The following is a 14940-nucleotide window of genomic DNA, read 5'->3' as shown; positions in this document are numbered from 1 at the left end:
TTCAAAACGCAAAACGCAAGCGCCGAAAGACACACGCAAATCGCGAATCACGCATCTAGTACATACCATACTGTATCTTGTTTCAAGCGGGCGATTAGCTCAGCTGGCTAGAGCGCCACCTTTACACGGTGGATGTCGGGGGTTCGAGTCCCTCATCGCCCACTTTCCGCTTTTCTTGATTAGCGTATCTCTCGCGTGTTTGTTTATTTTTTCCCGCGTTTGTTTACGTATTTGCTCAAAAAGGGAACAAATGCGGGAATACCTATGCCTCTTACTTCTTGCGTAACTCAATCTCGCCGCGGCTATTAGTGATTTTTGTTAGATTTGCATCATTGATGAGACAAATGTAACGAATCTAGGGCAAAAACCGTTAGATTTGCATCATCCGCGAGACATTTGTAACACTTTTTGACCAAAAAACGTTACAAATGCATCATGAGTGAGACAAATATAACAAATCGTTATGGAGTGTGATAGAATTATTTCACCTGTGTGGGTTGCTCCTACACGTGATTTCATTGAGCTCTTGTTCATTTAGGACAAGAGCTCAGTTGTTTTTATTCACATTCTGAGGCGCGAATCGACGATTTCGAGATTAGATCAAACTCCCGAGTTTGTTTATTTCTGCCCGAGTTTGTTGTCATATTTGCTCAAATGATAAACAAACACGAGCGCGACGACCTGACTGAACACTCAAAGCGTGACGCGCGAAGACATGTCGCCGCTCGTCACTTTGCGCGTAACTTAATCTCGCCGCGTCCAACCCACAGTATGTGTTTGCCGCGAATATCCCACTTGCGCCGCTTCTTACCAGCAACCACAGCGATCATCATGGCAAGAATCGCCGCCGAGAATATCATCGCTATAACAAACAGCGTCATCCAGAGCGGCCACTGCACATGGTCCTCTGGCGCCGCAACCGGGTCAGGCAGCACACGATACCCAGTTACCAAAAGCCTATGCGAGTTCACACCATACGGCGTACACGTAAGCAAAGTCGCTAAATCGCGCCCCTTCTCGCGCTGAAGCAAACTTATATCATGCGGATCCACCACATTTATGCGAAACACCTTGTATCGCAATGTCTCACCTTGCACGTCAAGATAAAAGTAGTCACCCTTTTTAAGGTCGGTTAGCGAGTCGAACATGGTTGCATTCGCCAAACCAGTATGCGCCGTAATCACAGTATGCCTGTTTTTGCCGCCCACTGGCAAATCCGTGCCGTACAAGTGCCCCGCGCCTCGCGCCAACGTGTCTTCCTTTGTACCGTGGTAAATCGGCAGCTTTACGCCAATCTTCGGGATTTTTACAATGCCGATAATACCCATCGGCTCCTCAAGCGTTTTAAGATAACGCTTGTATCCAGGCGTGTTAGTTATGTCTTCCTGACCGTCGCCGCCGTACGGGTCTCGCGTGAGCATATCTTTGCGCGTTGCGTTGTAGCGCTTTGCGTCGCGAATGTGCGCGCGCCGCACGTCGCCAGCCTGGTCGTGATTATATTTATCGTACGCAGTGGAAATCTCCTTGGAAACGTGATTGTTCCACAGCGTTGAGCACACAGGGTAGCTAAAGCACAGAATGCCTGCAAGAACCAGCGCAATCGGCTCTAGAATGCGCATCAGCGCGCTTTTCTTTTTAGTTATTTTTTTAGTTTTAAGTGTATTTTGGTTTATATTTTTGCTTGAGTTGGATCTCGGAGTTTGCTCTTCGGTTGCTGGCGACTTATCCTCTAGCAAATCACTCGCACCAGCCACATTGCTCGTGCCAGCAACACTGGAGGTACGCTTCGCCTTATTCTTGAACAATTTAGCAACAGCTCGCTCGCTTAACGAGTGGCACCAATTGCTAATATCGGCTAGCTTCATAACTCCTCCAAGCTCAAGCTATTGAATTAAATAACTCCGCACTTTGTACCACATTCGGTCTAAATCAGGTACAAAAAGCGGAACCAATTGACGCACTTTGTACCACATTCGACCCAAATCACGTACAAAAAGCGGAATAGTTGATCATGACGCGCTACGCTCTAAACGAAAAGGCAGGTCGGAGCGCAAACGCACTACATAGGATTGAGTCTAGGATTTTACTCCTAGACTCAATCGTTTATAGATTTAATCTTTATAGACTCAATCTTTATGATTTGCTAATCAATCTGAGCAAATCACGCAGCCTGCTCTTCTTCCTTCTTGCGATTCTTAAGGAATACGAACATACCAGAGCCAACAAGACCGAGGCCAATAAGCGCAAAGATAATCACGCCAGCAGCACCAGTCTTTGGAAGCTTGAACCAAGAACCGTCGTCCTTAGTTGGAACATCCTTAAAGGTGTAGGTGAAGGTAGCTTTGTCAGCATCATAATGACCACCATCGTTGACACCTGCAGCATCTGCTGTATTGCGAGCAACAACCTTCTCAACTATTGGAGACAAAGCAAAGTTCTTTGGAGCCGCGGTCTCAACAACGTAGAATGGCTCTTGAGCATCTGTGACCTTTACTTTAAATGTGTTAGTTTCACCAGCAGCAGGCTTATTGGCAACAGTAGTAGCAGGCGTTCCATTCTCATCATTCTCAAAGCCCTTAGCAGACTTGTTCTTGCAATTAGCATCAGAACGAGCAGGATCCGCTGCGCAAGCCTTTGCTTCTGTTTCACTAGCGAAGATTGCAAACTTAGCGCCAGCAAGAGGAGTTGTACCGTCAGTTCCGTTAACCTTCTTAATGTTGAACTTAACAAGAGTTACCTTAGACTTTGGATCTGGCGTTGGATCTGGCGTTGGCTCTGGCGTTGGATCACCAGTCTTATGACCCTGCTGGAAACCGTACTGGTTAATAACATCAGTTAAAGTAGTATCCTTCTTAAGTGTAAACTTAAGCGAAACAATTACTTTCACGTTAGTGCTAGTTTTGCGCTGCTTAGCAATCTCGCCAAGACCAGAATCTGTAAATGTAATCTTTAAACGAGAATAATTTTCTCCTATGCCATTTGTTGCATTACCAACTACTGGTTCATTAACTGTATAGTCAGTAGTCTTAAGAGGCGTAGTAGTAGAAGCAGTCTCTTTACCACCAGCAGTTGTATAAGTTACAACACTAACACCAGTTACGGCAGTTGTTGCAGCATCATACGCTTTAGTTGGCACATCATCCCACACAGCAAAATCTTGGAAGTCAGCACTCGTATACTTGCTTGCCTCGGTCTGGCTGGTAGTTATTACAGAAGCAGAAATCGTGTATGGCACCTCATCGCCTACACCAACCATGCCTTTAGTATCAACGGTCTTCTTAACAGCATCCTTAGTGTATGCGTTCTTAGGGTCAACCTTTACGTTATACGTGTAGGTGTTATCCTTGCTATTATCTTTACGAGTGATTTCTGGAATAGTCATGAAGAATGGGTTAGCAAGCTTTTGGTAGCCATCCTCAACACTTTCTTCTTCAACCTTATACAAGCCGATACCAAGATTGTCGAACTCTGCAATACCGTTAGTAGTATCTTTTTCGGTTGAATTAGTATCTAAAGTGATATTAGTTGTATCCTTTGGATTTGTATTAAGAGCTGGCACTGCAGCAGCGAGTGCTAACCAATCATCTTTTGATGTTAAATTAAGGTTTTGCTTGGTGCCAGATTTAGTAATCTGCGTTACCTTGGTAACCTTAAACTTAGCTTTAACGTGTGTACTCGTTACGTTATCGCCTTCATACTTCCACTTATTGATGGTGATTTTACCAGTCTGAGCCTTGCAAGCTTCAGACCAAGGCGCACCATTATCGCACCCAGCAGCCCACGCGGAGCTGCCAGCAACCACGGCGCCAGCAACGCACAGCGTGCCAGCCATCGCGAGCGAGGCCACCGCGGCCACGCACTGCTTTGTTATCTTATTCATAATTTCTCCTTGTTTGTTTTGTTCTTGCGAACACTTTGAGAGATATATGTTATGTTTTGTGTTGCGCACGGTCGGCGGAGTCATCGCAAAGCCGCATGAACTCTGTCGGCGGCTACGATTTGCGCCGCGCGCAGCAAGATTAAATCCGAACCATGCTTCGGCATAATTGTCGTTACTGTGTAACGAAACTGTGTAACGTCACTATGTAACGCGTAATACCGTTGCCAGCACATGGAACGTTGATACTGCAGTTTTTAAGCTGCAGAAAATTTTCATCAGCATCGCCACCTTTCGCTACGTCGCCTTAAAGCGCAAAGCTTTTTGGCAGTTTTGCAGATAAAATCTTTAATCAGTGTCTTACACAGCAACGCCTCAAGCATCGCGCGCCCCCACTTCGTCTGGTCAAGGAAGAACCCAGCCGCCATAGCGCCCGTGCCAATCACGCACACCACGCTCAGCAGCATGTTCCAGTTCACGCAATCTTCTCCGCCCGTCTTCGGCAGCGAGAATTTATCGACCACAGTTACTGGGAAGAACTTTGCAGTCCAATCAATGCCATTAATGCCGTTAAAGCCTATAGCCTTAGCAAAGTCATTATTAGCAACACTAATCTTGCCGCTCTTCCTCCAAAGAGCTTTATTATACTGACTCATAGCATCAGTCTTCATCGCAAGCACAACGCAATAATATTTGCCAGACTTCGTAGGAGCTTTGTCGCTGGTGATAGTTCCGCGCGCACGCTCCATCGTTCCGCCAGTGCTATCGAACAGGAAATGCTCATCGCCAGTATTGCAGCCATCACCATTATTACTACTCTTACGGCAAGCTTCCTGACGAGCAAAGGTTGGATATTTCCACGCCTGCTGCCAATTAAGCTTGAAGAACAGATTATCGAGATTCTCACTCCAAACCTGAGGCTGCTTCTTTCTAGCTTCATCACTGTCGTCTCTACACAAAGCTCTAAGCGTAATGCCTTCAGGCTTGGCCGTGGACCACGAGTCAATGCCCATATCCTTCAGCAAGCCAACGCCTTTCATAACAACAATTCCGTTTGTGCTATCTACATCCCCAGTAAACTTGCCATTTTCATACTGCTTGTAAACATTAAGATGCAAATCACCTTTGTTAACAGGCAATCTAGTAACCTTCACCTTTGCGTAGATAGGGTGATCCTTGTTAATAGAGCCTTCGCCGTCTGATACAGAGCCGTCTGGGTAGTGAACCCTAATCTCGGCCCAATAGTCGTCAGCATCCTGCCACTTATCTGGGCGGAAGGTGACGGAGCCTTTGCCGGTGGCGTCATCGCTGGCTGGTTGCTTCTTGCCGTCTTTCATCTTAACGTTGTCTTCGCCGTCTTCAAAATTAGCCCAAGGCAAATTGCCTACTCTCGAGTTTTTAATATCGCTGGCCTTAACAAAGCGCTTAATCTCGTACCAAGTGCCAGCAGGGAGAGCGCCTTCCTTAACGTTCACTAAATCTTCTTTTGGAACGCCATTAGCGCCAACTTCTTTACCCTCACTATTTCTGGACGTTTTATTGTTGCTTTGCGGCGCGCCCGAGCTTATGTCATCCTTGTGATTCTTAAGATTCTTGTCAAAAGTACTACCAGCCTGAATTTCTGGAATCTTCGTGTAAGTCGGGTTATACAGCTGATTGTCCTTATGAATATGCACAGAGAATGAACCAGTTTTGTAGCCTTCGCCTTCTGTGCCGTATGGATACTTATTGTCCTTAGTCTTCAGAACACCATCAACTGGGTCAGCGTTCTTATTATCTTTCTTATTCTTAGCGATATTAGCCTCAACAGCCTTCTTAAACTCATCAGACTTCTTATCGCCCTTTATAACGTAGACTTTGCACACATAGTCGCCAGTCTTCTGCGCCACGCCGCCAAAAGATCCATGCGTGCGCTCAAAAGTGTTAAAGCTTTTATCACTATCAACCCAGTCATCATATAAATGAGTATCAGACTTGCACTTTTTGCTATTTGCATTGCACTCAAGCTGATCCTTAAGCGATGAATGCTTCCAAATCGTCTGCGGTTCCAAAAGACGTAATCCATCTTTTTCGTTCTCATTCTTCGACTTCTCATTATTAACATGACCAGGAAGAATGCCATACGTGTAATCGGTTTGCTTCTTACCATCCTTGCTTTGCTTTGAGCAAATCATATGCTCGTGAAGATTGCCAACAGCATTCGTTAAGTAAGAATCAAACATAGGGCGATCGTTGCCAGAAAGTAAATCTCCTGGATGAAGGTTTATGCCATCTTTAACGCTAAGGAACCCACCATAAATTGATTGAGTCTTATACAAATCCAGACCAAATTTATTCTTGTCTTGCTTAGGCGTAACCGTCACCTTCGCATACACAGGGTGATCCTTGTTCACAGAGCCTTCGCCGTCAGAAACCGAGCCGTCTGGGTAGTGAACTCTAACTTCCGCCCAATACTCGCCAGCAGACTGCCACTTATCTGGGTGGAAAGTTACAGAACCGTATTCGCGACTAGACTGATCTAAAGTAACTACTTTGCCGTTGTTCTTAACAGTATTGCCGTGCTCATCTCGTTTAACATTGTCTTCGCCGTCTTCAAAGTTAGCCCAAGGCAAACTGTTTGCTTTCGAGTTTTTAATATCGCCAGCCTTAACAAAGCGCTTAATCTCAAACCACGTGCCATCAGGAAGGTCACCAACAAGAATGCTAGCTCGTTCCTTCTCCGGAACACCATTTCCAGTTTTAGTGCTCTTTGGCTGATCAGTGCTGATATTGTCTTTTGTCGGACTACTATACCTACTATCCTTAATTGACTTGCCCGCTTGAATAGTTGGCATCTTTACATAAGTCGGGTTGTACTTTTGGTTGTCTTTAAGCTTGATTTTAAAGTAGAAACTACCAGCAACCCACTCTGAGCCTTTTGCGTCTTTTTTAACAGTCTCATAGTTAGTAAAAAGTGATTGAAGCGCAATAGAACCACCTGATGACGCATTATCAAATGCTGTAAGCGATGCACTATAATCTTTACTGTCTTTATCACCAGGCTTTTGGTGGAAAGCGAACACTTTACACTCATACGAGCCGCCTTCCTTAGGCGTGCCACCAATCAGCGCGCGCGAACGCTCCATAGTGTCTCTGTTGTATTCGTTAGAGTGAAGGAAGAGATTACTGTTACTGCAATCCATGCCCTTGCAACGCTTGTCGTTATCTCGAATCCACTGGCGGAAATCCTCAAAATGCAAGCCGTTAATCTCTCCGCTAGCTTTCTCCTTGCCCTCTGCAGGCTTAAGTAACGCGAACGGAGAATTATCAACATCCGTCCTATGGCATATCACGCGGAAAGTAATAGGACCTTTACCATGGTTCGCCCAAGAATCGAATACAATACCATTATTAGGGTTAGGGTTATCTTTATCTTTCGCACCTATTTTCTTGCCCTTATCAATCTCGTGCGGATTACTTTTATGTCCAAAGGAAAAACCGCCAAACGCGTTATTATCTATTTTCTTTCCGTTGTACAATCCAAGATTCAAGTCACTACCTGAAATTGGCAAATCACCCACTGTAACAGGAGCGTACACAGGATCACCACTATTACCAGAGTCCTTATCTTTAGACGTAGAACCATCCGGGTACGTTACAACAACAGGAGTCTTAGTGTTCGCACCAGCTTCAGCATTAGACGGAGTAAACGTCACCTTGCCGTTTCCTGCATTTTGTGCATCAATCTTAGACCAGTTAAGCAGGTCAGAACCGTAGTTACCATACTTCTCTAGCTTAAAAGTAGAACCTTTAGGAAGACTACCTACCCTAACCCACGGCTTTTTGTTAGCTCGTACGCTCTTAGGCTCTTCGCTGGTAGCAGAATTAAACTTATTCGTAGATTTATTGTAGTCAACAGTAGTCGTTTCGTAATGCGGGTTGTACAACATGGCGTTAGAAACAACCTTGATTTTTATAGGCACATTTTCCTGAACCATCGGTGTCGTATACTTACAGTTGTATTGGTAAACACTAGGAGTTGGGTGCGTAATCTTCACCTTAAAAGTAATACCATCAGACTTACGATCCAACTTTCCTGGATTATAAGTAATATAACCAGTTTTACTATCTATACTCACACAACCTTTATCAGAATTATTATTACCAGTATTACAACTACTAGATTGCGTAACACCTTTCGGCACTTCAGTAAGCTCATACTTCATGCTAGAGCCGTTAGGAAAATCCGTTGGAATATTAGTAGTAGTATCAGTATCTTTTCCTGCAACATAGCGACCGCCATAATGGTTTTGTAGAGAATATTGACCATCCCAGTCGCCTAAATCCCATCCCTGCCAAGAACCAGTATTAACGTACGGCTTAATTGTTACAGGCGCACCATACGTAGTAACAGGCACATTCTCCACGCCACCATAAGTAGTATCCGAGCTTAAATTCTGATTATTTAACTTCTTTACATAATCATTCATCATGCTAGACGAATATTGAGGATATTTTATTTCAGTCTTACCATTTGGATCAGTAATATTATTCAAAACAGTATGCGGCTGATCACTATTACTAAAATCAGGCAAAGCGTCAGGATTCTTATGGTCATAGCCTTCCATAGAATCTGGAATACCATCGCCATCACTATCGAAAGGTCCAATAAAAGTCCACTTACTTCTAACTTCTACTGTACCATTTTTCTTCGTTTCTAAATCTCCGAAATCACTTTCAGAATATTTACCTTTGCCAGAGTTCCATCCAGCTGAGAACGGAAGATTCTTCAATACTAAATCTGAGCGATTTTCCATACTTTCATCAACAAACGCAGTGATATTCCACTGAAAAGCCGTATTACCTGAAACTTCCCAGTCAGCAAGAACCGTAGAGAAATCATTCTTCCAGTTTCTAATTTCGCACATGTCATGCTTATCGTTCGAATTGCAATACGATGTAAGTCTAGAAGTACCTAAAGCATTATCCCAATAAGAGTTAAATAGCTGTTGGTCTTTACCAACACCCTCTTTACCAGCTTTACCTTCATACAAATTACCATCGAACGAATGAGCCCATCTAGAACTACTGTTAACAAACTCATCTAATGTTTTATTAATTGTAACAATAGGCTCTTGATACTGGATTGCTCTACATCCACGACCGTTATCAGTTTTATCAAACTGTTTATCTTTTGGAAACGCGCTATACCACTTGTCTGTTTCAGGCCAGCAGCCATAGTTACGGTAACCAGTTCTATTACCAGACTTCCTTCTACTAATTTTTATACTCTTTCTATCAATACCTTTTGGAAGCCAAGCCATAAGAAGAGGTCTTTTACCACCAAACGCTTTATCTTCTCTCTTACCGCTATAAGGTTCACCTGTTACAATACTCTCGTACATTTGAGAGTAAGTATTGAAGAACACTTCCCATTTAATCTGAGTTCTATTTCTACCAGTAGAAGAGTCATAAACATTGCGAACAACTTCAACATTAGAAGCAATTTGACTAGGAGCATCCCCTATTCCAAAGCCAGAACCAGACACAAAACCTGTACCAAAACTATTCCACCAAGCGTGAATCGGTACTTTACCATCTGCATAACCCTTAGCTTCTTGTACTGGCGGCACGATGAGCATGGTTACTATGGTGGCGGCGGCTACGAGCATTGCTAGAAGAGCGCGGCGTAGAGTGTGTGATGAAAGAATACGGATGCAACTATTTGAAGAAGAAGCATTAAGCATTCTAAACTGCTTACGCAAGTTCAATAAGTCATGAAGCCGTAACATTCTAACGCACCAATTTCTCAAAATCTCAAGTTACTCGTATACTCACGCCCATCAACTCTAAAGCAACCCAACCTTAAAGCCAACAAGCATTGCCCGTGGTGTAATCCACTGCATTGCAAGCAAAAAAGCGTGCATTCCAGCTACGTAAACAAACGTAAGCCGACTACGCAAACAACGCGAAACTATTGATGAAAACTATTGTGCAAGCGTTAAATAAACGTAAGCACACCTAGCCTCCCCAAAACCAGTAGTTAAATTCGCGCCAAACGCTCAAATGCAAAATAATACAGTGCACTACTGCAAAGCACGTATACATTTGTACCCCCCCCCCCATAGAAAATTCAAGGAAAATCTACACATTTTTTTAATATTCGTAAAAATTCCTAGATTCTATAAAGATCACCATAAAATACGTTAAAAATATATTGAAAACTTTATATTTTTCGCTTTTTAGCATCGAAATTATCACACTCGGCGTGTCTTAAAACACAATATGCAGCACTTTGCATAATAAAACATACTAAATATAGGATTTTTGATAATAGAAATAAAGAGTTAAAAATGATGCAAAATCTTCTACATCTTCGCATTACACGTTTTAAAAGACTTTATACTTTTACCAGCCTTAATTTTCTCCAACGCTTTATACGCATCATCTAAAGTCTTAACGCTTACTACGTTTAAACCTTGCGGAATATTGCCAACCACCTCATCGCAATTGCTATTTGGCGCTAGAAACCATCTTGCACCATCTCTTTTAGCGGATATCATCTTTAAACGAATTCCGCCGATTGCCCCAACTTTCCCATTATTATCAATGGTTCCCGTGCCTGCTATTGTTTTGCCGCCAGCCAAATCTACGCCAGTTAGCTTGTTTAAAATACCCAAAGCATACATCATTCCTGCAGAAGGACCGCCAATATCGTCTATATGAATCTTAACTTTTACGTTTTTTACATTCACATTAAGATGTTTCTTCGCATAATCCAAAGCCGCCACTTGCGCAGAAGATTGCGAAGAAGTCATCTGCTTATTTGTTTCTTTTTTATAATCACTTGCATTTTGATTTACAGGTACTAACACCTCACGCGGCAAAATCTGCTTTTTTGAATCAAACCAAGATAAAACAGCGTAAATATTTGGAATCTCATACCCTGGCACTCCAGACGTATTTACTGTGACTAAAAGCAATTTGCCACTTTTTGAATGCGATTTTAAGCCCGAAGCAGATGAAGCAGCTTTTTTATTAGGATTATTAGGATTATCTACGTTTATCACATATTTTCCAGAAGATTTTCCTAAAACGTCTTGAGTTGGTCCTGGTTCTTCAACAACATATGCGCTAGGAAGAAAAAGCACAATAATCGCAAGAATACCAATAATTAGTCCAATAAAATACTGCACGGATTTTGAAGAAAAATATTTAACAAAATAATTAAAAACCCTACTCATAAAACTTATAACAGTCATACATCCATTGTTAAAAACAGCAAATATCTTATTAGTCATAAGAAATAATTCTATACTCAAGCCATACGCATAACGGAATTAGGATTCATTTAAAATATTAAATTAAAAAAGTTACTTAAATTATTGATTTATTGAATGAAAATTGCCGTATATCAGGTAGAATCTGTAATAAGCTGCAAAAAGTCACGCTAATAGATGAATACGAAATAACGTAGAAAATATTAGATGACTTTTAACTAAGACTGTAAGGACTTAACTATGAGCGAAGAAGAAATTCACCAGTGGCTCGTCGACTGCTTTGGTTCTGAACAAGGCGAAAGAGCATGGCACAACTTTGAGAACCTTCCTTTTGACATACGCGAACACATCAAGGAAAGGTGTGGAATTGGAGGACTTCCAACACCAGGCGAAGTTCACGCCATGATGCAAGCTTTTTCTACAGGAGGGTTAAACAATCCTCTTGAAATGAGAGTGACACTCGAAGACGGTCCAATAAACAAAAAGCTTGCACAATCTATCGCTATTCAAAGATCAACAAGCGACGGAGGAACCGTAAACGCTGAAGTTGCGGACTGTGCCAGAAGAGCACTTAGCCAAGCAAACTTGTGGCTAGACACAAGTTGCAACTTAAATCCTGCGCCAGGAACACCAGATATTCTTTCTAGATCTGATTGGATTGAAGGAACAATAGATTCGTGGGTTAAGTTTGCAAACCCTGTTGCAAAATCTGTGGGAGAGGCTTTTACAAGCGTAATATCCGCAAAATTCGGCGATTCGCAAGATACAGAAGTAGATGGCATATACGATGGAATCATGCCAATTCCTATGCCAGATGAGGTAAAACAACCTGACCAGTTTATGAGATTGCTCGGAAATACATCTTTTGCGATGCAACTAGGATACGCTGCTGGAGCATTATCTCACGAGGTTCATGGAAGCTTCGATCAAGGTATAGCACTACTTAACAATCCAGCTGGAGGTCTTATTCCATACAATTGCATAGATTATGCAAAAACCTGGGGATTAGACGTAACAGAAGTTATGAATTATCTTGCCTTACGCGAACTTGCACACGCTCGCTTGTTTGCGTCTGTACCATGGCTTATGCCACGTTTTGAAGCTCTGATTATAAAGTATGCAGATGGTATTTCTATTGACTTAGATGCTGTAGAAGACCAGCTTAGAGATATTCAAGAAATGGATCCAGAAGCTGTTTCTGGAGCGGTAGATATTTCTAAAGTTGCAGATACAGAAACAGAGGGTCAAAAACAGGCTCTTAGAGGACTGGAAACACTTCTTGCTCTTACAGAAGGCTGGGTCGATTGCGTTATTTGGCGTGCTGGAATGGCACATATTCCACACATCGATCAACTTAGAGAGATGATGAGACGCGAGCGCGCTGCAGGTGGACCTTCGGAAGTAACTTTTGAATCCCTTATTGGATTGAGATTAAGACCGCGTAGAATGCGAGAAGCTGCAGCATTATGGGATTCGATCACAAGCGAAAAAGGCATTGAGGAGCGAGACTCTATGTGGAATCATCCTGATCTTTTGCCTGATTTGCCAGAGTCTCAGGATGAGGCAAGCGCAAGTGATAAAAAAACGAATACTACAGATGAAAATAGCACAGATAATAATAAGCAAATAGATTCTGCAGATTCTAAAAACAAAGATGAGTCAAGCAAATCCTATGAGGCTGATTCTACAGATAACGAAGAGTCGCCAGCTTCTAAGATTGATAACGACGAGTCTGAACATGAAAATTCTTATGAAAATAAGAAAGATGATAATGTTGAGGCTAATGCTGAAATTAATGCTGAGTCTAATTCTGAATCAGAAACTGAAACAAATAAAGAGTCAAAAGAATCAAGCATAAATATGCCTAATTTGGAAGACTTCAAGAATAGTGAAGATTTAGAAAAGAAACTCAAAGATGTGAATTGGGACGATGAATTAAGCAAACTGTTAGCATCTGACGACGCATCTGATAATGCATCTGATGACGCAAACAACAATGCTGATAAAGATTCAGATAACGGTGAAACTGATTCTGATTCAAATCCCGATTCAGATATAAATAAATAATAAATGAATAACAAATAAAGAATAATAAATGAATAACAACTAAATAATAAATGAATAGAAATAATAAAACAGAGCGGAAAAACTTGCGATTTTCTTAGAATTATTTTAAACAAATTATTCCAAGAAATGACTTACAGTTCTTTGCATACCACTTCCATAATCCTTGCAAAGAGCGTAAGAAATATGCAAGGTTTTTTCCGCTCTTGTTATTGCAACATACATAAGTCTGCGTTCTTCTTCATCCTCATCTTCACTTCTACTAACAGAAGATCCAAAAGGAAGAAGACCTTCAGAACAGCCGACCAAAAAAACGTGTTTAAATTCCAAACCTTTAGACGCGTGAATTGTAGATATAGTTACAGGGAGTAAAGATTTCTTAATTAAATCAACATGCTTCTTTTCGGAAACATTATCTACAAACTTATTATCTGTATCAACAAAGGATAAGTCGCCAGCAACCGATGAATTGGAATTGCTTGCTTCTGTATTATCTATATTATTATCAAGTACATCAGGTTGAAGACCAGCATCTTTTTTAACAGAAAAATGTAAGCCCAAGCTACCTAATGTTCTACAAAACATATTCTGCTGAACATTAGTGCGCGTAAGAATAGCAAAATCCGTAGGAAGCGCATCCCCAGATTTAACAGCTTTAGAAATCTGCTGAGCAACAGAAAGAGCCTCGTCGTAATCAGTATTATAAATACTTTTGGAAACGCGAACGCCACCCTTAATATTTGATTTTAATTTTAAATAATCACGCCTACACGCAGATTGTGAAAGAACACGATTAGCAAGACCAACAATACGTTCTGTAGACCTGTAATCCGTATTCAAACTAATATCCGCGTAGATTGGTGCGAATTCGTTTGGAAACTCAAGTAAATCGTAACTACTAGCGCCAGCGAAAGAATAGATGGTTTGCGCAGGATCTCCAACAACGCAAATATTGCGGTTATCGCCCAACCATAGTACAAGAAGCTCATGTTGCAATGGCGAAACATCCTGATATTCATCAACAGTAACCCAACCTATTAAACTGCGAATCTGTTTAGCAGCATTAGGGAAAGATCTTAAAATATGACAGGTTAAAAGGAGCAAATCGTTAAAATCAATAAGATTACGCGTATTTTTTTCAATCTCGTACGCTTTATAAACTTCTACGAATTGTTTAACATCTAAGCCCGCAGGGAGTTCTCTATGAACACAAGCATATGCTTTCGCATAATCATCTGGTGCAATAAGCGAAACTTTCGCCCAATCAATTTCTGAAATAATATCTCTTATTTGCACAGACGTCATATTTGCAAGATCTGTGTAATGAATCAATGCTTGCTCTGTGACTTCTTTAGGATCATCCATTATTCTTGGAAAAGGAGCTGAGCACACCGAATCCCATACCTTGCGTAAATGTTTTAAGGCTGCAGAATGAAAAGTTGCAACAGTCGCATTATTAACACCTAATTTTTTAAGACGTTCTTGCATTTCTTTAGCAGCCTTTACAGAGAAAGTTACCGCCAAAACGCGATTTTCATCCCATTCTCCTTTAGCACACGCATACGCTATTCTGCGTGTAATAGTGCGAGTTTTACCAGCACCAGCGCATGCCACAATGCGAACAGGACCATTTAACGCCATGGCTGCTGCACGCTGTGAATCATCTAAATCATTCAATAATGACTCTGGAGAAGAAATCATATTTCTATTGTTACAGCAAACAAAGAGAAAATAAAAGAT

The 14940-nt window shown here is 41.7% G+C and carries 6 protein-coding genes and 1 tRNA gene; 2 read left to right on the top strand and 5 right to left on the bottom strand.

Annotation, left to right across the window (positions count from 1 at the left end; translation table 11 throughout):
• Positions 1-88: 88 nt before the first annotated feature.
• Positions 89-162 (top strand) — tRNA-Val (locus ABVC65_RS03795).
• 566 nt (positions 163-728) lie between these two features.
• Here the strand turns inward: ABVC65_RS03795 and ABVC65_RS03790 are convergent.
• The 4 genes from ABVC65_RS03790 to ABVC65_RS03775 form a co-directional block, all read right to left on the bottom strand.
• A complete protein-coding gene (locus ABVC65_RS03790; protein ID WP_353582636.1) occupies positions 729-1865 on the bottom strand; it encodes a class C sortase in 1137 nt (378 codons plus the stop codon).
• Positions 1866-2161: 296 nt separating this feature from the next.
• Positions 2162-3880, bottom strand: a complete 1719-nt coding sequence (locus ABVC65_RS03785; RefSeq protein ID WP_353582635.1) for a SpaH/EbpB family LPXTG-anchored major pilin — start codon at positions 3878-3880, stop codon at positions 2162-2164.
• A gap of 275 nt (positions 3881-4155) precedes the next feature.
• Positions 4156-9603: a Rib/alpha-like domain-containing protein gene (locus tag ABVC65_RS03780; RefSeq protein WP_435528283.1), complete on the bottom strand. Its 5448-nt coding sequence runs from the start codon at positions 9601-9603 to the stop codon at positions 4156-4158.
• A gap of 621 nt (positions 9604-10224) precedes the next feature.
• Positions 10225-11157, bottom strand: coding sequence for a S16 family serine protease (locus tag ABVC65_RS03775; protein WP_353582633.1), 933 nt, complete (start codon positions 11155-11157; stop codon positions 10225-10227).
• A gap of 219 nt (positions 11158-11376) precedes the next feature.
• Between ABVC65_RS03775 and ABVC65_RS03770 the strand changes: the two genes are divergently transcribed.
• Positions 11377-13203 carry a zinc-dependent metalloprotease gene (locus ABVC65_RS03770; RefSeq protein ID WP_004124765.1) on the top strand — a complete coding sequence of 609 codons (1827 nt, stop codon included), beginning with the start codon at positions 11377-11379 and terminating at the stop codon, positions 13201-13203.
• A 114-nt stretch (positions 13204-13317) separates the two neighbouring features.
• On the opposite strand, the gene ABVC65_RS03765 is transcribed toward ABVC65_RS03770, so the two are convergent.
• Positions 13318-14901 (bottom strand): ATP-dependent helicase, encoded by a 1584-nt coding sequence (locus ABVC65_RS03765; RefSeq protein WP_353582632.1) that lies wholly within the window; start codon positions 14899-14901, stop codon positions 13318-13320.
• Positions 14902-14940 lie beyond the last annotated feature (39 nt).

Origin of the sequence: Gardnerella vaginalis (genome assembly GCF_040427915.1) — a bacterium.
GTDB classification, from domain to species: domain Bacteria; phylum Actinomycetota; class Actinomycetes; order Actinomycetales; family Bifidobacteriaceae; genus Bifidobacterium; species Bifidobacterium vaginale_C.
Note: the sequence above shows the minus strand (reverse complement) of the source record. Positions and strands in the feature narration are given on the sequence as shown.

Excerpts from the sequence above, each read along its gene's own strand:
- ABVC65_RS03790 (WP_353582636.1), bottom strand. The coding sequence starts at position 1,865 with ATGAAGCTAGCCGATATTAGCAATTGGTGCCACTCGTTAAGCGAGCGA.
- ABVC65_RS03785 (WP_353582635.1), bottom strand. The coding sequence starts at position 3,880 with ATGAATAAGATAACAAAGCAGTGCGTGGCCGCGGTGGCCTCGCTCGCG.
- ABVC65_RS03780 (WP_435528283.1), bottom strand. The coding sequence starts at position 9,603 with ATGCTTAATGCTTCTTCTTCAAATAGTTGCATCCGTATTCTTTCATCA.
- ABVC65_RS03775 (WP_353582633.1), bottom strand. The coding sequence starts at position 11,157 with ATGACTAATAAGATATTTGCTGTTTTTAACAATGGATGTATGACTGTT.
- ABVC65_RS03770 (WP_004124765.1), top strand. The coding sequence starts at position 11,377 with ATGAGCGAAGAAGAAATTCACCAGTGGCTCGTCGACTGCTTTGGTTCT.
- ABVC65_RS03765 (WP_353582632.1), bottom strand. The coding sequence starts at position 14,901 with ATGATTTCTTCTCCAGAGTCATTATTGAATGATTTAGATGATTCACAG.